This window comes from Paraburkholderia phenazinium (assembly GCF_900100735.1).
GTDB lineage: Bacteria > Pseudomonadota > Gammaproteobacteria > Burkholderiales > Burkholderiaceae > Paraburkholderia > Paraburkholderia phenazinia.
Genome location: NZ_FNCJ01000003.1, coordinates 238,941 through 258,372, shown reverse-complemented (window position 1 = coordinate 258,372; position 19,432 = coordinate 238,941). Strand labels below are relative to the sequence as shown.

Annotated in this window: 14 protein-coding genes; 9 read left to right on the top strand and 5 right to left on the bottom strand. The window is 60.2% G+C overall.

Features of this window, described 5'->3' with window-relative positions; all coding sequences use genetic code 11:
• Positions 1-2: 2 nt before the first annotated feature.
• The 4 genes from BLQ92_RS08405 to tssB form a co-directional block, all read right to left on the bottom strand.
• On the bottom strand, positions 3-2,507 hold the full coding sequence (locus BLQ92_RS08405) for a glycoside hydrolase family 19 protein (RefSeq protein ID WP_090683370.1): 2,505 nt from the start codon (positions 2,505-2,507) through the stop codon (positions 3-5).
• A gap of 7 nt (positions 2,508-2,514) precedes the next feature.
• Positions 2,515-4,857, bottom strand: a complete 2,343-nt coding sequence (locus BLQ92_RS08400; protein WP_244106339.1) for a type VI secretion system Vgr family protein — start codon at positions 4,855-4,857, stop codon at positions 2,515-2,517.
• A 91-nt stretch (positions 4,858-4,948) separates the two neighbouring features.
• Complete coding sequence (gene tssC, locus BLQ92_RS08395) at positions 4,949-6,511, bottom strand: type VI secretion system contractile sheath large subunit (RefSeq protein WP_090683368.1); 1,563 nt, start codon at positions 6,509-6,511, stop codon at positions 4,949-4,951.
• Between the two features lie 50 nt (positions 6,512-6,561).
• The gene (gene tssB, locus BLQ92_RS08390; RefSeq protein WP_090683367.1) at positions 6,562-7,074 is read right to left on the bottom strand and encodes a type VI secretion system contractile sheath small subunit; all 513 of its coding nucleotides are present in this window, start codon (positions 7,072-7,074) and stop codon (positions 6,562-6,564) included.
• 544 nt (positions 7,075-7,618) lie between these two features.
• On the opposite strand from tssB, the gene tssK reads away from it, so the two are divergent.
• The 8 genes from tssK (at position 7,619) to BLQ92_RS08355 (ending at position 16,123) form a co-directional block, all read left to right on the top strand.
• On the top strand, positions 7,619-8,968 hold the full coding sequence (tssK, locus tag BLQ92_RS08385) for a type VI secretion system baseplate subunit TssK (protein ID WP_090683365.1): 1,350 nt from the start codon (positions 7,619-7,621) through the stop codon (positions 8,966-8,968).
• Between the two features lie 62 nt (positions 8,969-9,030).
• Positions 9,031-9,714, top strand: a complete 684-nt coding sequence (locus BLQ92_RS08380; protein ID WP_090683363.1) for a DotU family type IV/VI secretion system protein — start codon at positions 9,031-9,033, stop codon at positions 9,712-9,714.
• On the top strand, positions 9,714-11,492 hold the full coding sequence (locus BLQ92_RS08375; protein ID WP_090683362.1) for an OmpA family protein: 1,779 nt from the start codon (positions 9,714-9,716) through the stop codon (positions 11,490-11,492). Before BLQ92_RS08380 ends, BLQ92_RS08375 begins: the two co-directional genes overlap by 1 nt.
• Before the next feature lie 78 nt (positions 11,493-11,570).
• On the top strand, positions 11,571-12,056 hold the full coding sequence (locus tag BLQ92_RS08370) for an Hcp family type VI secretion system effector (protein WP_090683359.1): 486 nt from the start codon (positions 11,571-11,573) through the stop codon (positions 12,054-12,056).
• Positions 12,057-12,202: 146 nt separating this feature from the next.
• Positions 12,203-14,671: a type VI secretion system ATPase TssH gene (tssH, locus tag BLQ92_RS08365; RefSeq protein ID WP_425194944.1), complete on the top strand. Its 2,469-nt coding sequence runs from the start codon at positions 12,203-12,205 to the stop codon at positions 14,669-14,671.
• Positions 14,607-14,936: a hypothetical protein gene (locus BLQ92_RS41365; RefSeq protein ID WP_425312406.1), complete on the top strand. Its 330-nt coding sequence runs from the start codon at positions 14,607-14,609 to the stop codon at positions 14,934-14,936. Before tssH ends, BLQ92_RS41365 begins: the two co-directional genes overlap by 65 nt.
• An 11-nt stretch (positions 14,937-14,947) precedes the next feature.
• Positions 14,948-15,388, top strand: coding sequence for a type VI secretion system baseplate subunit TssE (tssE, locus tag BLQ92_RS08360; RefSeq protein WP_090683358.1), 441 nt, complete (start codon positions 14,948-14,950; stop codon positions 15,386-15,388).
• A 135-nt stretch (positions 15,389-15,523) separates the two neighbouring features.
• Entirely contained in the window at positions 15,524-16,123 is a 600-nt protein-coding gene (locus tag BLQ92_RS08355; protein WP_090683355.1) for a LysE family translocator, read from the top strand.
• 133 nt (positions 16,124-16,256) lie between these two features.
• On the opposite strand, the gene BLQ92_RS08350 is transcribed toward BLQ92_RS08355, so the two are convergent.
• Positions 16,257-18,497, bottom strand: coding sequence for an NADP-dependent isocitrate dehydrogenase (locus tag BLQ92_RS08350; RefSeq protein ID WP_090683354.1), 2,241 nt, complete (start codon positions 18,495-18,497; stop codon positions 16,257-16,259).
• Between the two features lie 130 nt (positions 18,498-18,627).
• Between BLQ92_RS08350 and BLQ92_RS08345 the strand changes: the two genes are divergently transcribed.
• A complete protein-coding gene (locus BLQ92_RS08345) occupies positions 18,628-19,419 on the top strand; it encodes a phosphate/phosphite/phosphonate ABC transporter substrate-binding protein (RefSeq protein ID WP_090683352.1) in 792 nt (263 codons plus the stop codon).
• The last annotated feature ends 13 nt before the right edge of the window (positions 19,420-19,432 follow it).

The window sequence follows — 19,432 nt, the reverse complement described above, 5'->3', positions numbered from 1 at the left end:
CCTTACTCCTTCGAGAGTCCCAAAAGAGACGCAACGCTGTTGAAGCGATGAAGTCTGTCGACATATCCATTTTGCCCCCCGTTGACAATCTGCGTGACGGTTTCAACAGTGCCAGTATCCGCTTCGGAATTCAGGTTGTTACGCGACCAGAAGACAAACGCAGACTCGACGCCGTATCCCAGGTTTGAGGACACAAGCCCTGGGTTTCCGACAAAATCCTGGTGATCGTCTGGCGATCGTCGATTGTGTTCATCCTGGAAGGACTGGTAACCATCCTTGCCAGTCACTTGTATGATTCCTCTCCCGCGATATTTGAATCCTTCTCCGCTTGATTCATCCCCGTTACCCATCCTATCAGCGTAAACGTAATTGGCGAGATGTTCGGGGTTGTGCGAGTAATATGACTCTTGCCCCCACAATTTGTCTCGCAATCTGCCATGCGTACAATCATCGCAAGCGGCGTTATAGTTCTTTTTCCCACCTTTGCAGCCGAATGTTTTCCGCATATTTTGTGGGCCATAATTCAGCCGTTCTTCCGACGTTTTGAAGTTGCTTTCGTGCGCGGCTTGCGACAGGAAATGAGCAATTCTTTTTGGACGGGTTAAGCCATAAATTTTTGCATATTTATTTAGATGGGGCAAAATACTGCCATAGTATTCACGTGAATTTGATGGGTCCACGGCAAGCAGCATTTCAAGCGTTATTAGCTGAAATTTCCGCTGGAAATTCCCCACCAATCCAACGGGATGAATATGGAAAACATCTGACGCCGGCAGATCAAGCAGACCTGCCTTTACATCATCCCACCAGACGAGCTTTCCGATCCGCTTCTGTTCCTCTTCGTGTTGAGCTTGCGGTCCGGTTTGCTTTTCAATCTCCGCAATGAGTTGCTTCCACTTGTCCGGATTGGCCCATTCACTTTCGTGCTTGACGATCAGTCGAGACATGCATAACGCGATCCACGGGTCATCCGCAGCGACGCAAAGATCGTCGGCCGCGCGACTACCGTCTCCGGTCGGATACGTTCGATATATCGAGGTCATCAGCGGACTGAGTTTGCCGAGCGCCCCCGCATCTGACACGTCCCTACCTATGGCATAGTCGACAAACGCTTTCGTGGTTGCAAACATCGTATGCGTCGGGTCGTGCGCGTCTTCCAGTATCTGGAAATCCACCCACTTCTGCGCAAACTCGCGCGTCACCCGCCCGCCAGCGAAATTCTGCTCCCGTACCCAGCCGCTAATGTCATGACCATGTACATCGGCACTATCGACCTTCCACCAGTGCAGCTTCAGTCCGTCTGGTCCTGGCTCCGTTTCCATGTGCTGTCCGTCTTCGCCAAGCTTCGCCAGCTCCGCGAGCGCTAACACCTGGATCACTCCCGTCTGCTTCGCGTCCTGTCCCTGCTGGTTTGCCGCCTTATACAACGCCGTGCCTTTGTCGATCCGCAGGATCGTTGGGGCGCTCGGCAACCCCACTTGCGTCCATGCACCGGCATGCGCACCGTTGTTACTGATCCAGGCCCGCCCCTGGTCGATAGACGACTTGACGCTGTCGTCACAGAACACCTCGATGTGGACCATGCGGGTTGAAGTCTGCTGACTCAACGAGTCGTAGCGCCCGAGATGGCCAATCAGGTCGCCCGCTTTGACCGGAAACGGAGTGGGCGGCACGACCACACAATCGAGCGACGAGTCGGGCATGACTTCCTCCACAACGGGACCGCCGTTTTCCTTGCCCAGAAACATCCACCCGTTCACCGCCTTCTGTGCGACGAATCCGCCGACTTTCTGCGCAATCAGTTGCGCCCCATGCGTGTCTGTTATCTGCCCCCAGTCCCCTTCTCGCTTGCCGATACTGACCTGTGCGCCTTGCGGCAGAATACCGAGGATCGTCCCGTGTATCTTTGTCGCGTGAACTCTTAGCCCTTGCTGTCCTGCTGCCGCCGCCTGGCCGTTCGGACCAGCGTGAGGCTTGTCCCTGGCGAATTCGGTCACCTTAAACTGCGTCGACCAGTAAGCTGGCTTCTGCAGTGTCGTATCGCCGTCATAGTCCTCAAGATCCTGCAAATGCATGTACAGGCTGAAAAACTTCAGCGTCGTGCCTTTGGGAAACTCCATCGAGTGACGCACCAGCGCAAATCCAGTGCTATACGGCGCGTTGATCGCCGGGTGGCCGTTCTGCGCAGCAATCTCGCTAACCGGGTAGGTTTGATTGACACGCCAGGCAACGACTTCGCCGTCGGCAATACAGCGCACACCGTTCTTCAGGTCCAGCAATCCGCCGGCTCCAGCCTCTGTGACGTGGATTCCACCATGCCACATCCCCTTGCCGCTGACCGAATAGGAGCCTGACGGCTCCTGTTTCAACACCTTGTAGAATTCGTGCTCATCCGTAAATTCAGCGGACGAACCCGCATTGCCTTGGCCCTTCTTGCGAAACGGAAACGCGAAGCCTGGTTGCTTCAAGGGAGTGGTCGCGGGATTCTGCGGTGTGGTATTTGCCATGATGCGTTTATTCAGAGAACCCGAAGTTCATGTCACCCTTCACGTCTTTCAGCGAGGTGTCGGACCATTTAGGGAAAGTGAAACTACCGCCTGCCGCGTTCTGGGTATCCAGATTGCCTTTGACGATGACTTCCCCCGTTGGACTCGCGATCTCGATCTTTCCGTTGGCAATCTTCACGTATGCACCGGCCCCGTCGCCCAGCGTGATGCCCTTTGAACCGGTAATGATCACTTCGCCCGTCGACGAACTGACGGCAACGTTCTTGAGCGCCATCAACTCCATCGCATCACCCTGCGCCTGGACCTGCACTTTGCCTTTGGCGGCAAATATCCGGATACCGAACTGCGCGGCAAAGAGCGAAATTGCCTCGCCAGCAGCGGCTGTAATGCGTTTGAACGCGCCAATATCCAGGCCGTCTCCCGCCGTAACAAACATCTGTTTGCGCGCGGCCAGTTGCACGTGCTGCCCACTCGCGATTCCCAAGCCCTCAGGCGCGTTGGCGACAATCACTGGCTTCTGGAGATTCGTAAGCTTCTGCTCGATAAGCGCACGCTGCAGATCGATTTCAGCCAGCCATGACTTGGCCGCGTTTGCCGAGTCATTGAGTGAGCGCATCATGTCCAATGCCTTCTGGAACGTAGCGCCTGCGTCCGACATGGCGAGCTGCTGACCCGTAGCGTTCGGCTGTGCTTCAGCGCTCACCAGCACGCCCTTCGCACCCCGCACCGCTACATGCTCATCGCTGCGCAGTTCCGCGCCCTGTCCCCGTTCCTTTCGGTCGCCGTCGACCATGTGCCCGAGATTCAACTCGCTGCTCTGAAACGGCGTCATCAGATGCACATGCTCGCTGCCTTCCTTGTCCTCCATCCGCATGGTGTTTCCTGCGGCCGTGACAATAAGGTTCCGGGTGTGATTCAGGTTGCTAACCAGATCCGGATGCAGACTATCGTGCATGGCCCCGATAATGACGGGCCTGTTCGGATCTCCCAGCGTAAAAGCAATCGCCACCTCCGCCCCATCGATCAGCGGAAAGTGATGCCCATAGTTATCGCCGCTGTACGGCTTGGCAAGCCGCACGGGTCGGCTGGTCCCACCCGGGCTCCACTCGTCGAGGTCGAACGGCAGCTTGATGACATACCAACCTTCTGGCGTCAGGTATGCACGGGTGTAATCCCCAGGCGATGTAACACGCGCCGGCAGAATCCCGCTAATGACCGGTTGCGCTGAAGGATCAACCGGCGTACGCCAAACCCGGTCTGACGGAATCGCAGTAAACGTGTTCGAATACGTCTCCCGTCGCCCACCACTTGATGAAACCGAGGTAATAAACAGACCATGCGGCGCATCCTTAGGGTTCCGATCCAGCCGCAACACCTCCCCCGCCTCTAGCGCAAACGCATTGCCCTTACCGACATAGATAATCTGCTGCGCCAGATGCGCCTCATGCCGCAGCCGCGCAATACGCCTACCTTCCTCCGGCGTTTCGTAATGCTCACCCCAGCGGCAATCAACTGCGTTCGTTGTCTTATCGTCACGCGCAACGTTTTCTTCAACCAACAACGACACATCCGCCTGACGATGGTTGTAATCATTCACCTGCACCGCTTCAGGCACGCGCTGCGTCTGACGCCTAAGCGACTTGATCGCCTCGGCACCAACGCTATTCAACCCCGCATCACGCCGAAACGGCACAGTACGCTGGTTGCGCAGATACGCATCGAGATCATCCCCAAAGACGATAACCTCACGGTCCTTGACCTGTTCAAACCGAAACCAGACACCCTCGTCCGCACAGATCCGCTGGATAAGCGCAAACGTGGTTTCATCATGCTGGGTAATGTACTCGTGCCTCTTGTACTTCGCCCGCAGGTTGAACTTGAAATCAACCCCTTCACGAAAGCCATAGTGCCGCAACGTATCAGTAATGATCTCCTGCACCGACTGCTTCTGAAACAGCCGGCTCGTAACCGCCCGAGCCAGATCCACGATACGCGGCTCGATCACCAGCTTATAGCGCGTCTCATCGGCCGACGTCTCCAGCTCTCCAAACTGCGTCACGATCCCATGTATCGTGCGGGCCGGCGGCTTGTCGCTGATTTTCTCGGCGTTCTCGCCAAACATCTTGCGCAGATAGTCGGCATTCGGGTCGATGGGATCGACAATGAACTTCACGGGCCGCCCCAACACCTGATCCATCGGGATCTCCGCAACAGGGCTCGTGAACTCGATCTCGTAACGATACAGGCGGCTGACCGCTTCCTCGCCTTCGAACCTGAAGACCGAGAACGGCGCCGGATGCGGCGCCAGCTTCACCTCGTAAGCCTGAGACGGCAGAACCATCGACCCCATGAACGACTCCCACAAACACGTATCACGCCACAGATGACAAAGCCGGGCCACGCACGAGCGCGTCCCGGCGGCTTACCTCAGCTACTACGGGTCAAGTTTTCGCCTTCGGCATCTGCGACACCAGCGACAGCCCGATATCCATACCTTCCACCTGGAAATGTGGAATGATGAAGAGCTTGATGCGGAAGAAACCCGGGTTGTCCTCGATATCCTCGACAGTCACCTTGGCCTCACGCAGCGGGTGCGATGCCTGCAGCTCGTCGCCCGGGTCCTTCATCTCCGTCACGAGACCCTTGATCCAGCTGTTCAACTCAAGCTCGAGGAGACGCCGGTCCTTGGTCGTACCGATGTTCTCGCGCTGGATCAGCTTCAGGTAGTGCGCGATACGCGAGAGCAGGAAGATGTACGGCAGGCGCGCGTTGATACGGCTATTCGCCGTTGCCTCCTTGGTCTCATACAGCGCCGGCTTCTGCGTCGAACTCGCCGAGAAGAAACACGCGAAGTCGTGATTCTTGTAGAACGACAGCGGAATAAAGCCAAGGTTGGCAAACTCGAATTCGCGCGTCTCCGGAATCAGCACTTCGGTCGGGATCTTCGGCTGGGCGCCAGTACCAAGGTCGTACAGGTGAACCGGCAGGTCTTCGACCTTGCCACCCGCCTGCGGGCCGCGGATCTGCACGCACCAGCCGTTGCTCACGAAGCTGCGAACCATATTGGCCGCGAACGCGAACGACGCGTTGACCCACAGATAGCGATCGTGGTCCGGGCCCTTCACGGCCTCCTCATAGTTGAAGGCACGCACCGGCGTCGTGTCTTTGCCGTACGGCAGACGGCCCAGCACACGCGGCATAGTCAGACCGACATAGCGGGCATCGTCAGTGTCTCTGAAGCTTTTCCACTTGATGTACTCCGCGCGATCAAAGTAGTTGCCGATGTCCTGAATCGCGGCGACTTCTTCCATCGACTGCTTGCCGAAGAAGGCAGGACCAACCGAACCGATGAACGGCATGTGAGCGGCCGCAGCCACCTTCGAGATATTGCGCAGCAGCGACACGTCCTGCGGCGAATTCGTGAACTCGAAGTCGCTGATCATCGAGCTGATCGGCTGGCCACCCGGCGTGTCGTATTCCTCGATATACGTGAGGCGGTACAGGCCGCTCTGAATAATCTCGGGCGTATCTTCGAAGTCGCGCATCAAGGCGTCCTTCGACACGTCGAGCACTTCAATGCGTGCGTTCTTGCGAAAGTCCGTGCGGCTCACGAGCATCTTGAGACCGCGCCAGCGACCTTCGAGCGCCTGGAATTCGGGCGTATGCATCACCGCGTCGAGCTGCCGGCTGATCTGCCGGTCGAGCTGGCCGATGTGGAAATCGAGCAGCGACTTGTCCAGACGATCGACAGGCCTGCTGGCCTTGCCGACGAGGTCGAGGAATGCGCTCATGCCGCGCGCCAGGCGCTCGTCGGCCGACGATTCGGATAGCAGATCGCTATCGCGGAACGCTTCAAGCGGGCGCGCACTAACCACGGGCTTCAGATTGATCTTGCTGCACAGCGACTCGTAGACGCTGTTGCTTTCCCCCACGAGGACTTCCTTCGGGGCATCGAGCACGACGGTCTCGATCGCGCCGCCTTGCTGGGATTCATTGCTTGTCATAGGGTTTCCTGTCTCTACCGTTGTCTGGGATGCAGTGGGCGGATTCGGTCTTATGCATGGCCTTCAGGCTGGGTCGCGGCCGTCGCGATCTGCGCCAGTTCGCCGCGCAGTTGCTGGGACAGAGCGTGATCCTTGAGGATCTTCTCGAACTCGCGGCGGAAGGTGCCGTTGTCGAGCAGATTCGATTTCAGGTCGCGCAGCAGATTGCGCATTGCCAGCATGGCCTGCAGTTCGGGGATCTGGCGGGCCACCTGTTCCGGCTCAAAATCCTTCATCGAGCGGAAGTTGAGGGACACCGGAAGCTCGGAGCCGTCATCGGCAAGCGTGTTCGCCGCTGCAATCTTCAGTGCGGGCGAGTAGTCCGATAAGACAGCATCGAAATTATTCTTGTTGATATTGGTCTTCTTGCGCTCAGCAAGGGGCGCCTGCTCCTTACCGGCACTGAAGTCGCCAGCCACAAGCAGCTTGAGCGGCAACTCGACCTTCTTCTGGGCGCCGCCCGTATGCAAATCTAACGTGATCGAAACGCGGCTCTTCGGAATCTCGCGCTGGAAGCTATCCATAAGTAGTCCTTTAGACAATGAGGATCACAGGGGTATCGCCGAACGCATCCCTTGCGATGCGGTGTCCTCTTGTGCGCAGTCGGCCAGACCTCTCCCGCCCGGTTCCCGACGACGCTTCCAGATACCCCATAGCGCGGTTCTCACTCATGCGATTTTTTTGACGCCAGGCTGCATTAAACACAGTAGTGCGACATTAAGTCAAAGGTGTACTGATAAAAAGACACCACATTTCTGTGAATTTTTGTAAATTCGACAATTTGTCAGTTTTTCCCACTCGACATCGTGAGAGGATTACATCAGTTCGCACAATCGATATACCGAAATACCCTGCCGGCAAAGGCTATCCAGGTCATTTAGAGTTCGTGGCTTAGCAGTATTATTTTTAAGATATCTATTCCAAATATAAGAGGACCGTCGGGTAGCCATCTTAAAATTTTCAGATGCTTTGCATACCAAGTTGAACTTTAAAAGTGTGAAGTTTTGGCAAACACATATCAAATACTCGGTTCACAAACTTTCACAATACGGGGTTTAAACCAAAGTTATGCGGATCGATAAACCGCTCTGGCACGAAGGGCTGATTCTTACGCAGCAACACTTCCAGCAGCAGGAACGTTGGACGAACTTCGCGCATCGCCAGTTCGCCTCGACAGCGCTCGCCGAGCCGTGGGGTACGTACGGCGTGGAGATTGACGAGGAAGCCCTCGCCAACCGGCGTCTGAAGGTCGCGCAATTGAAGCTGCGCTTTCCCGACGGAACGTTGATCGATACCGCGGTGAGCGATGCACTTCCCGCTGCGCGCGATCTTGGACAGGGGCTGTCGCCCGATACGCAAAGCGTTGTCGTACTGGCCGCCCTGCCGCTCGTGAATGCCACTGGCAGTAACTGCCGCTTCGACGAGACGACGCTCGCGCGGCCGCGTCGCTCATATCGCGAATTCGTCAAGGTCACGGATCTGAACGGCACCGGTGAAGCGGAGATCGCAGCCGAGCGCCATGCGGTGCGGCTGCTGTTCGATTTCGAGTCACACGCTGACGACACGGTATGCGCGATCGCACGTCTCACGCGCGGCGCAAGTGGCCGGTTTCAGGTCGATCACCGTTACGTGCCGCCGTGCCTGACGCTCGCCGGTCATCCGCTGCATGTCGAACGTGTCAGCCGCCTCGCTGACATCCTGCAGGCGAAGAGCGCCACGCTCGGTGCGCGCAAGAGCGAGCGCATCGAGGACGTCGCTGAATATGGCGTGGCAGACGTGTCGCTGTTCTGGCTACTGCACTCCATTCACACGTACTGGCCGCAACTGCGCTTCTTCGCCACGCATCCGAATCAGCCGCCCGAGCGTCTCTATTCGACACTTTCGCAGCTAGCCAGTGTGCTGATGACCTTTTCGACCGGCTCGCAGCTCACCGACATCCCGCCCTACGACCACGCGCGTGCCGAAGATATATTTGCGAAGCTTGAGACGTTGATTCGCGATCTGCTCGACGCGATCATCCCGTCGCGTGTGATTTCGATCGGGCTCAGCCGCAAGAGTCCGACCACGTGGGCGGGTCAGTTCCTGGATGAACGGCTTGTTGCTGGCGCCGACTATTACCTCTCGGTCAATGCGTCGGTCGCCCCCTTCGAACTGGTCGAGCAGTTGCCACGCCTGTGCAAGATCGGCGCGCCGGACGATGTCGAGCATATCGTCAACTCGGCGCTCGCGGGTATTCCGCTCAAGGCGGTCCAGCGCGTGCCGGCGGCGATTCCGGTCCGTCTGGACAATCACTACTTCGCACTCGACGCGAACGATCCGGCGCACGCAAGGATGCTGGCTGCCCGAGCCTGCCAGATCTACCTGCCGACGACGTTGCCAGAGGCGTCGCTTGAACTCTACGCGGTACTTCGATCATGACAACACTTGTCAAGGCTTTGAAGGCAATCCCACGCCCCGGGGAAAGTCCACGTGGGGCACTCATGGACGACCAGGCGGCTGGAAGCCGTGCCCCGAGCGCTGGCATCCGCGACCTGCTGCGCGACACGGCGCTCCAGGTCACCACCCTTTCGCAGGGTGGCAACACTGAAACCGTGTCGGGGTTGCGCCAGCGTTGCCTCGGCTTGATGGCAGCACTCTCTGCTTCGCTCGACCAGCGCGGCGTCGCGTCCGACGTGCGGGAAGACGCGCTCTACGCCCAGTGCGGGCTGCTCGACGAAGCCGTGTTGCGGCATCTGTCTGCGAAGGAGAGGCCGGAATGGGATGCACGGCCGCTGCAGGTCGAGCGCGACGGCCGGCACGATGCCGGTGATCGCGTGTTCGAACGGCTTGCGGAGCGGATGCGCGAGGTGTCGCCGAACCTCGATCTGCTCGAATACTATTCGGCGATTCTGGGGCTCGGCTTCATGGGCCGCTACGCCCGTGAAGGGGAAGCAAAGCGTTCTGCATTGATAGCCTCGCTCGATGCACAACTGGAGAAGCTGCGTCCGGCCCGCAGGCAGACCTTCATCGCCGATCGTACCGGCAGGCGGCTTGCCGACTGGCTCTACCGGCTCTCGCCGTGGGCGATCGCAGGGCTCGGCTGTGTGGCCGCGGTGCTCGTCTATCTGATCTGGGGCCACGCACTCGATCTGCAACTGGCGAACTTGCTGTCATCGAAACCGTGATGTCAGATCTGCGTCTAGGTTACCCCCTTCGCACCATCGCGATCTTCGCGGCCGCTCTGGTGGTCGCGGTCACATTCTTCGTGCTGCCGGTCAGCCGTGGCCTCGCATGGACGGTGGCCACCGTCGTTACGCTGGCCGCCGTCCTGGTCTTCGCGTTGCGATCCCATCAGATCCAGCGTGCGCAGGACCAGAACGCACATGTGCTGGCCGCACTCGGTGCGACGACTGCTGACCTGCCAGTTAGTCTGCGCACGCGCATGCCGCTCGTGCTGGTGATCGGTGATGTGCTGGCCCAACTTTTCGATCGGGGTGACGAGGAACGGCTTGCCCATGTCGGCGACGGCGCGATCTGGTTGCGGGTGAACCGCCCACAGGACCTGCCGCAACTCGCGACAGCGGTCAAGCAGTGGCGCGACGGACGCGCCCCTGATGGCATTGTGCTGTCGCTAGCGCCTGCCCTGCACGCCGGCGAGGATGCGCTGACGCAGATGCTGCGGGTTGCGCGCCAGGCGGTTGGGGATGCGTCGCGCATGCTGGGTGCAAGGCTTCCTGGCTACGTGGCCGTATACCAGCGCCTCACGACCGGAGGAAGTCCCCGCGCCGCGCAGGAAGTGGCCTTGGGTCATAAAGCCAACGCGTCTGCATCTGGGAAACCGGTGCAATGGTACGGCGTCTCGTCGGCGACACGACTCGCTGGCGCACAGCGCTTTGAAGATGTCATGCGAGTCGCAGAAGTGGAGGTCCAGCAGGCCCAAGGCGATCCTGTGCCCGCCGCACGTGCTGCGGCGCTTGCTTCGGTGATCGGCTGGACGCAGCGCGTCGTGTTCGACGTGCTGACCGACCGGCTGCAGCCAGCGACGCCGTGGCGGCTTTTCGGGGCTGGCTGGATCGATTGCGGCCCAGCAAGTGGTCCGGACACGCCGTGGGCGCGCGACGTCGAGGCGCAGACGCGCATCGTACCGCCGTCAATGGCCGCTTCTCCCGCGCCATGGCCACTCCCGCAGCCGTTGATCGAAGCGTTGCCACCGAGGTTGTGGGTGTCGCCGCGCATGGCGGCTCTCGCGCATGCAACGGCGCTCGTCGCCTGCGCCGGCGCTCTGGCGATCTGGGGGGCGGCACGGAACAACCAGGCACTGCTCACCCACATCGGAGCCGATCTCGGCCGCTTCGCAATGATTCCCGTTGACCACGACAATGCACGGCGCGACGCTCTGCAAGCGCTGGTCGCCGATCGCGACCTGCTCGACCGTTACGGCCGGACTGGCGTGCCGTTGCGGTTGTCGTTCGGCATGTACCGAGGCGCCATGCTCATGCCTGTGCTCAACGATGCCATCGCGTCGTACCAGCCCCCGCCTCCGCCACCGGCCGTGGTCACGCTCGACAGCATGTCGCTATTCGACAGCGGCAACGCCCAGCTCAAGCCAGGTTCGACGCGGGCGATGGTCGGTGCGCTCGAGATGATAAAGGCGCACCCCGGCAAGCGGGTACTCGTCGCCGGCTATACGGACAACGTCGGCAATCCGGACAGCAATCTGAAGCTGTCGATTGCGCGTGCAGGTGCGGTACGGGACTGGCTCATCGAGGTCTCGGGCATTTCCGCCACTCAGTTTGCGATCCAGGGCTACGGCGACACGCGGCCGATCGCAGACAACGAGACAACGGCCGGCCGCGCAAAGAACCGGCGCGTCGAGATCACGCTCGTGCCGGACACCGCAAAAGAAGTCCCTCTGACGGACGCACACGATAGCCAACAAACACGCAACGGTTTAAGCCCCTGAAGCTCGACGCTTCGGGATTTCAAGGCTCGGGGGCACGCTCCGGGCGAGTGTCGCAGTACCAGTGAAGGAGTGAAGAAGATGGCAATTCCCGCATACATGTGGATCAAGGACGATGGTGGTGCAGACGTCAAGGGTTCGGTCACGGTGCAAGGCCGCGAAGGCAGTGTCGAACTAGTCGCATTCGACCACGGCGTTCATATTCCGACCGACGACAACACAGGCAAGCTGACCGGAACGCGCGTGCACAAGCCGATCACGCTCACCAAGGAAACCGATGCCTCCACGCCGTACCTGTATAAGGCCGTCACGAGTGGTCAAACGCTCAAATCGATCGAGATCAAGTGGTACAAGATCGACGATGCGGGCAAGGAAAAAGAATACTTCAACACGAAGCTCGACAACGTGAAGGTCGTGGCCGTCAATCCGAAGATGCACGACATCAAGAACCCCGATTTCGAGAAGCACAACCACCTCGAAAACGTCGAACTGCGCTACGAGAAGATCACCTGGTCGTACAAGGACGGCAACATCATCCACGCCGATAGCTGGAACGAGCGCTCGTAAGAGCAAAGCTCTCAGGAGGCCGGCAGGGACCCTTCTTGTCCAGATGTTTGCCGACCTTCTTTGCGCCAGTCGACCTTGTCGCCTGGCGTTATTTCACTACCGGCAGAGCGGCGGCTCTCTGCCGTTCCCCAAGACCGGGTACCCACATGACCATGCGCGACTCCACTCACCTGCTTCGAAAGCTCAATCCACATTGCGCGAGTGTGCTCGAAGCCGCCGCGAGCCTGTGTCAGGCACGCCTTGCCGGTGAAATTACCATCGAACATTGGCTGCTCAAGCTCATTGAGGCGGGCGATGGCGACATCCCGGCGATCCTGCGCCGCTATGAGATCGACATCGATGGCGTGTGGGACGCGTTGCTCACGGCGATCGATCGTCTGCCACGCGATCTGCGCGGCAAGCCATCGTTGTCCCGCTCGTTGATGCAGGTTCTCGAAAGCGCGTGGCTCTATGCATCGGCTGGCGATGCGGCGTTGCCGATACGCTCAGCGAACCTGTTGCAGGCCATTGGGGCTGCGCCGCATGTCCTGCGGGCAACCGACGCATGGGCGCTGCTGTCGATTAGCGCGACGCAGATCCAGCGCTTGCTGCCCGAACTGGATCGTCACTCGGCTGAAGGGCGGCAGCACAATGTGCAGGAATCGGTGGCAAGCGAAGCGGTCGCGCAAGCCGAACGATCGGCAACGTCCAACGTGGACAAACGGCCTGCGCCCGTTGCCAGTCGCAGCACGGATGGCGACGCCCTCGCCCGCTTCGCCATCGACCTCACAGCAAAGGCACAACGTGGCGAGATCGATCCGGTGTATGGCCGCGATCGCGAGATCCAGCAAACGATCGACGTGCTCGCAAGACGCAGGAAGAACAATCCGATCCTCGTGGGCGAGCCCGGCGTCGGCAAGACAGCGCTCGTCGAAGGGCTTGCGCTGCGTGTGGCGCAAGGCAGTGTGCCGAACGTAATCCGCGATGTGCGCATCCTCACGCTCGATCTCGGCCTGCTGCAGGCAGGCGCCGGTGTGAAGGGCGAATTCGAACAACGCCTGAAGACCGTCATTGACGAAGTGCAGGCCTCCCCCGTGCCGATTCTGCTCTTTATCGACGAAGCCCATACACTGATTGGCGCGGGCAACGCGGCCGGCGGCGCCGACGCGGCGAACCTGCTGAAACCCGCTCTGGCGCGCGGTGAGCTACGCACCATTGCCGCGACCACCTGGTCCGAATACAAGGAATACTTCGAGCGCGACGCAGCGCTCGAACGGCGCTTTCAGCTCATCAAAGTCGACGAACCGGACGATGCCGCCGCGTGCCTCATGCTGCGTGGTCTGGCAAGCCGTTATGCGAAATACCACAGCGTGCATATTCGCGACGCTGCGATCATTGCCGCTGTGAAGCTCTCACGCCGCTACATCCCCGCACGGCAACTGCCCGACAAGGCGGTCGATCTGATCGACACCGCAGCGGCACGCGTGCGCATGGGACTCGAATCGCCGCCGGCCGAACTGCAACGCGCACAGGCGAGCGTTGCCGCGCTCGAGCTGGAACTGGCCACGCTCGACGCGGACCGGAAGGCGGGTATCGAAGATGCCACGTTGCGTCGCGAAGCCCTGAACAGCGCACTCTCCGACGCAAAAGTTGAACTCGATAGTCTTCGGCTGAAGTACGACCGGGAACTCGAACTCGTCAATGCGCTGCTCGTGCAGCGCGAAGCGCGCCGGGATAAGCAGGACACCCACGCCAATGACACGCTCGATGTCGCCCAGCGGGCACTCACGGACGCGCAAGGCAAGACCCCACTGATCCTCGCTGACGTCGATGCGCAGGCGATCGCGCGCGTCGTCGCCGAATGGACCGGCGTGCCGGTCGGCAATCTAGTAGATGACGAACTCAGAAGCCTGTTGTCGATTGAGCAGAGCCTGGGTACGCGAGTGGTCGCGCAGGACGATGCGCTCGCCGCACTCGCTGAAAGTCTGCGCACGGCCAAAGCTGGACTCAAGAACGAACACGCACCGCTCGGGGTGTTCCTGCTCGCCGGTCCGTCGGGCGTCGGCAAGACGGAAACGGCGCTCGCGCTCGCCGATCTGCTGTTTGGCGGCGAGGCGGCGCTGACCACCATCAACATGTCGGAGTACCAGGAATCGCACACGGTCTCGCAGCTCAAGGGATCGCCGCCGGGCTACGTCGGTTATGGCCGCGGCGGGGTGCTAACCGAGGCGGTGCGCCAACGGCCTTACAGTGTCGTATTGCTCGACGAGGTTGAGAAGGCGCACCGCGACGTGCTCGATATTTTCTATCAGGTATTCGACCGCGGCATGATGCGCGACGGCGAAGGACGGGAAATCGACTTCCGCAACTGCGTGATCCTGATGACGTCCAATCTCGGCAGCGCACAGATCGATGAGGCCACGACCGAGAACCCGTCCATCTCGCAAAGCGCACTGCTCGAGGCGATTCATCCTCAACTCGTCGCGCACTTCCAGCCAGCACTGCTTGCTCGCTTCCAGACACTTCTCTACCGGCCACTCGATGGCTACCGCGCTCGCGTCGATCGTACGGTTGAAGGTCGCGAAAGTCGCCGAACGTCTGCACCGGCAGTACGACGTTACGCTGACCTGCGATGATGCGTTGACCGATTCGCTGGCACAGCTTTGCCTCGCGCGCGAATCCGGCGCACGCAACGTCGATGCGTTCCTTAACCAGCGGATCCTACCGGCCGTGTCGCGGGAACTCCTTGCGCGGATGGCCGAGGGCGTGCTGCCGGCTGAAATCCGGCTGTCGATGGCTCTGGACAACGAACTCGTAATCGATTTTATCGATCGCGGTGACGCGCCGTCCTCGACTGGTGCCTCCATAGACCATCCGGTTGCAGCCGGCGTCGGCACCTGAAGGAGCGCGCGATGCCTACGGGCCCATCCCTGTACGACATGCTGCTCGGCCAGATCGGCGGCGAACCGCTCGACGCCTACGACGACAAAACGCTAGAGATATTGAGCGTCCAGCAGAACATCCGTCGCATCCTCAATACGCGAGCCGGCTCGCTCAAGCACCTGCCCGATTACGGATTGCCGGACCTCACGAACATCTACAAGGCCCTGCCGGCTTCGGCGCACCTGCTCAAGCAGCAGATGGAAACCACGCTGCTGGTGTACGAGCCGCGTATCCGCTCGATCGACGTCGACTACATCGACAACGCCGATCCCGGGGTCCTGGTGAGCTACGAGATGACCTGTCACCTGAAGAAGGCCGGACTGGTGCGGTTCGGCACCTATTTTGAACCCCCAGGCCGCATGCGTGTGGAGCGCCGGGTTCAGGGAAAGCTGGAATCAGAGCGCTACTAAAGCGCCTGCTGTCGCACGACCGAACTCAGGCCCGATTGCGCAAAGACGTACAATACTGCCTGCGCCCGGCTTCCGAAAAAGCCTTGATCGACAAGGCGTAAAAGTCAAACGCGCTTACCAAGGGTCATTTAACCGATGCATTCAACGTCAAGTACAGCGCTATTCGTACTGGGGACCGCAATCGTATTGATCATGCCGGGTCCCACCAACACGTTGCTCGCCATAGCCGGACTCAGGCAAGGGGTGAAGCGCGCGGCGCGACTCATCATTGCTGAACTCGCCGGCTACCTTGTGTCGATTTCGCTCTGGGGTCGCTGTCTGACGCACGCCGCGCCTTCCCTCACCTGGTTGCCAATGCTCGTACGCGTCGCCAGTTGCCTCTATGTCGCGTACCTGGCGGTCCATACGTGGCGTACGGCGGTCGACTTTCAGACGTCGTCGCACAAAACAATCGGACTGCGCGCGCTATTCGTCGCGTCGCTGCTCAATCCAAAAGCGATCCTGTTCGCCGGAACGATCTTTCCAGCGGCCGCGTTCTCAGGCTGGGCGGCTTATCTTCCGGCGATGGGGATTTTCACTCTCCTGCTGATTCCGATCGCGCTTGCGTGGATCGCGTTCGGCGCCGCGCTATGCAGCGGCAGACTGACGTGGGTGAGCCCGGAGGGCATGCAGCGTTGTGCATCGGTTGTGCTGGGGGCGTTTTCCTTGTCGCTGGCGTGGACCTTGGTTCACTAGCCTGCCGATGCGCCCGCATCTTTGAAGCTGTCTCGCTCCTGCCACTGATACCCCCTTCGGACTAGCGGCCGAAAGGGGTCCAGCACATCATGATTCGAGAGCAAACCGCCCCGATTGACAGGGCAGCCGAAGCCTACCGAACCTGGGCCGCCGCGAGAGCCGCGTTCAGCGTCTGACTCGGCCGCATTACGATATCCAGCTTTTCGAAGTCAGGCTTGTAATAACCGCCAATGTCCGCCGGCTTGCCTTGCACGGCAGACAATTCCGCCACGATCGTCTCCTCGTTATCGGTCAGTTGCTTTGCCAGCGGCGCAAACTGAGCGGCAAGCGCGGCATCATCGGTTTGCGCCGCCAGTTCCTGGGCCCAGTACATGGCGAGATAGAACTGGCTGCCACGGTTGTCCAGTTGCCCAGTCTTGGGCGACGGGTTTTTATTGTTCTCCAGCAGCTTGCCGGTGGCGGCATCCAGCGTGCGGGCCAGGATCTTGGCCTTGTCATTGCCGGTCTTGATACCCAGCTCTTCCAGCGACACGGCCAGCGCCAGGAACTCACCCAGCGAATCCCAGCGCAGGTGGTTTTCTTCCACCAGTTGCTTGACGTGCTTGGGAGCCGAGCCGCCCGCACCGGTTTCGTACATGCCACCGCCGGCCATCAGCGGGACGATGGAGAGCATCTTGGCGCTGGTGCCCAGTTCCATGATAGGAAACAGATCGGTCAGGTAGTCGCGCAAGATGTTGCCCGTGACCGAAATGGTGTCCAGACCACGAATCACGCGCTCGAGCGTGTAACGCATGGCTCGCACCTGCGACATGATCTGTATGTCGAGGCCGGATGTATCGTGCTCCTTGAGGTAGGTCTCGACTTTCTTGATCAGTTCGGCTTCGTGCGGGCGATACGGGTCCAGCCAGAAGAGGGCCGGCATGCCCGAGTTGCGCGCACGCGTGACGGCCAGCTTCACCCAGTCGCGGATCGGCGCGTCCTTGACCTGGCACATACGCCAGATGTCGCCCTCTTCCACGTCTTGCACCAGCAGCACTTCGCCGGTGGCAAGGTCGACGATGCGTGCTTCGCCCGCTTCGGGTACTTCAAAGGTCTTGTCGTGCGAGCCGTATTCTTCGGCCTGCTGGGCCATCAACCCCACGTTCGGCACCGTGCCCATGGTGACCGGGTCGAAGTTGCCGTTGGTCTTGCAGAAGTTGATCATCTCCTGGTAGATGCGGGCAAACGTGCTCTCCGGAATTACCGCCTTGGTGTCCTTGGGGCGGCCGTCGGCGCCCCACATCTTGCCGCCGATACGGATCATGGCCGGCATCGAGGCATCCACGATCACATCGTTGGGGGCGTGCAGGTTGGAGATGCCCTTGGCCGAGTCCACCATCGCCAGTTCCGGGCGGTGCTCGTGGCAAGCGTGCATGTCGCGGATGATTTCCTCGCGTTGCGAGGTGGGCAGCGCTTCCAGCTTGTCGTACAGGTTCACCAGGCCGTTGTTGACGTTCACGCCGAGTTCGTCGAACAGCTTGCCGTGCTTCTCGAAGGCTTCCTTGTAGAAGATCCGCACCGCATGTCCGAACACGATGGGGTGTGAAACCTTCATCATCGTGGCCTTCACGTGCAGCGAGAACATCACGCCGGTCTTGCGCGCGTCTTCCATCTGCTCTTCGTAGAAGTCGCACAGCGCCTTCTTGCTCATGAACATGCTGTCGATGATCTCGCCTTCCAGCAAGGACACCTTAGGCTTGAGCACGATGCTCTTACCGCTCTTGGTGAGCAGTTCCATCTTCACGTCGCGGGCACGGTCCAGCGTCATGGACTTTTCGCCATGGTAGAAATCGCCGTGCTTCATGTGGGCCACGTGGGTGCGCGAAGCCATGCTCCACTCACCCATGCTGTGCGGGTTCTTGCGGGCGTAGTTCTTCACGGCGGCGGGCGCACGGCGGTCCGAGTTGCCTTCGCGCAGCACGGGATTCACGGCACTCCCGAGGCAGCGGGAATAGCGCTGACGAATGGCCTTCTCGGCTTCGGTCTTCGGCTCTTCCGGGAAATCCGGCACCTTGTAGCCTTTGGACTGCAGTTCCTTGATTGCGCCGACCAACTGGTGCACCGAGGCACTGATATTGGGCAACTTGATGATGTTGGTGTCGGGCAGAAGGGTCAGACGACCGAGTTCGACCAGATTGTCAGGTACCCGTTGCTCCTCGGTCAGGAATTCCGGGAACTCGCCCAGGATGCGACCGGCCACCGAGATATCGCTGGTGGTGACGTTGATGCCGGCCGGTGCGGTGAAGGTGCGGACGATCGGCAGGAAGGCACTCGTCGCTAGCAGCGGAGCCTCGTCGGTCAGGGTATAGATGATCGTAGGTTGCTGGGTACTCATCACGGGCCTCTGGACTGGGAAACGGGTTGGGGACACCACCGGCTGCGCCGCAAAGCGGCACGAATTACCAATTTTGCCTGATCTTGCTTTCGGGGACCAAACCAAATGCGGATATGCCAGAATCTCCCGCATGAACCGCATCGCCGCCCTCCCCATGTACAACGTGACGCCTGCCCTGGCCGCCGAATGGCGCGCCTGGCTGGCCGACGTCCTACGCGTGGCCGCCCCGCACGCGTCCATCGTCGACCCGGGCGACAATCTCCACGCGCTATGGCGCCGCCCCGACCTGCTGATCTCGCAGACCTGCGGTTATCCGCTCGTCAACGGCTTGCAGCGCCAGGTGCAACTGATCGCGACGCCCCAATTCGACGCCCCCGGCTGCACGGGCGCTGAGTATTCGAGCGTGCTGATGACCCGAGCCGATGCGCCGTTCGACACGCTCGCCGCCTGCCGCGGCGCACGCGCGGCCTACAACCAGGACGATTCGAATAGCGGCATGAACGTGTTTCGCCACGCGGTGGCGCCGCTTGCGCAGGACGGGAGGTTTTTTGGCGAGGTGATACGCACCGGTTCGCATCTCGGCTCGTTGCGAGCCGTCGCAGACAAGCTTGCGGATGTCGCGGCGATCGATTGCGTGACCTTTGCATTCGTACGTGACGAACTGCCGGAACTGGCGCAGCAACTGCGTGAAATCGGCAGAACTGCGTCGTCGCCGGGTTTGCCGCTGATTGCCGCACACGACGTGCCGCGCGAGCTGATCGAGTCACTGCGCGCGGCGTTGGACGAAGCGCTGGCCGCAAGCCCGGAACGGGCGGCACGACTGCGTCTGAAGGGGTTTGCGAGCTTGTCGTTCGACGACTACGCCCGCATCGCACAACTGGAAAACGAGGCGCGGGCCTTGGGTTATCCGCGCCTCGCCTGAACTGAACTGAACT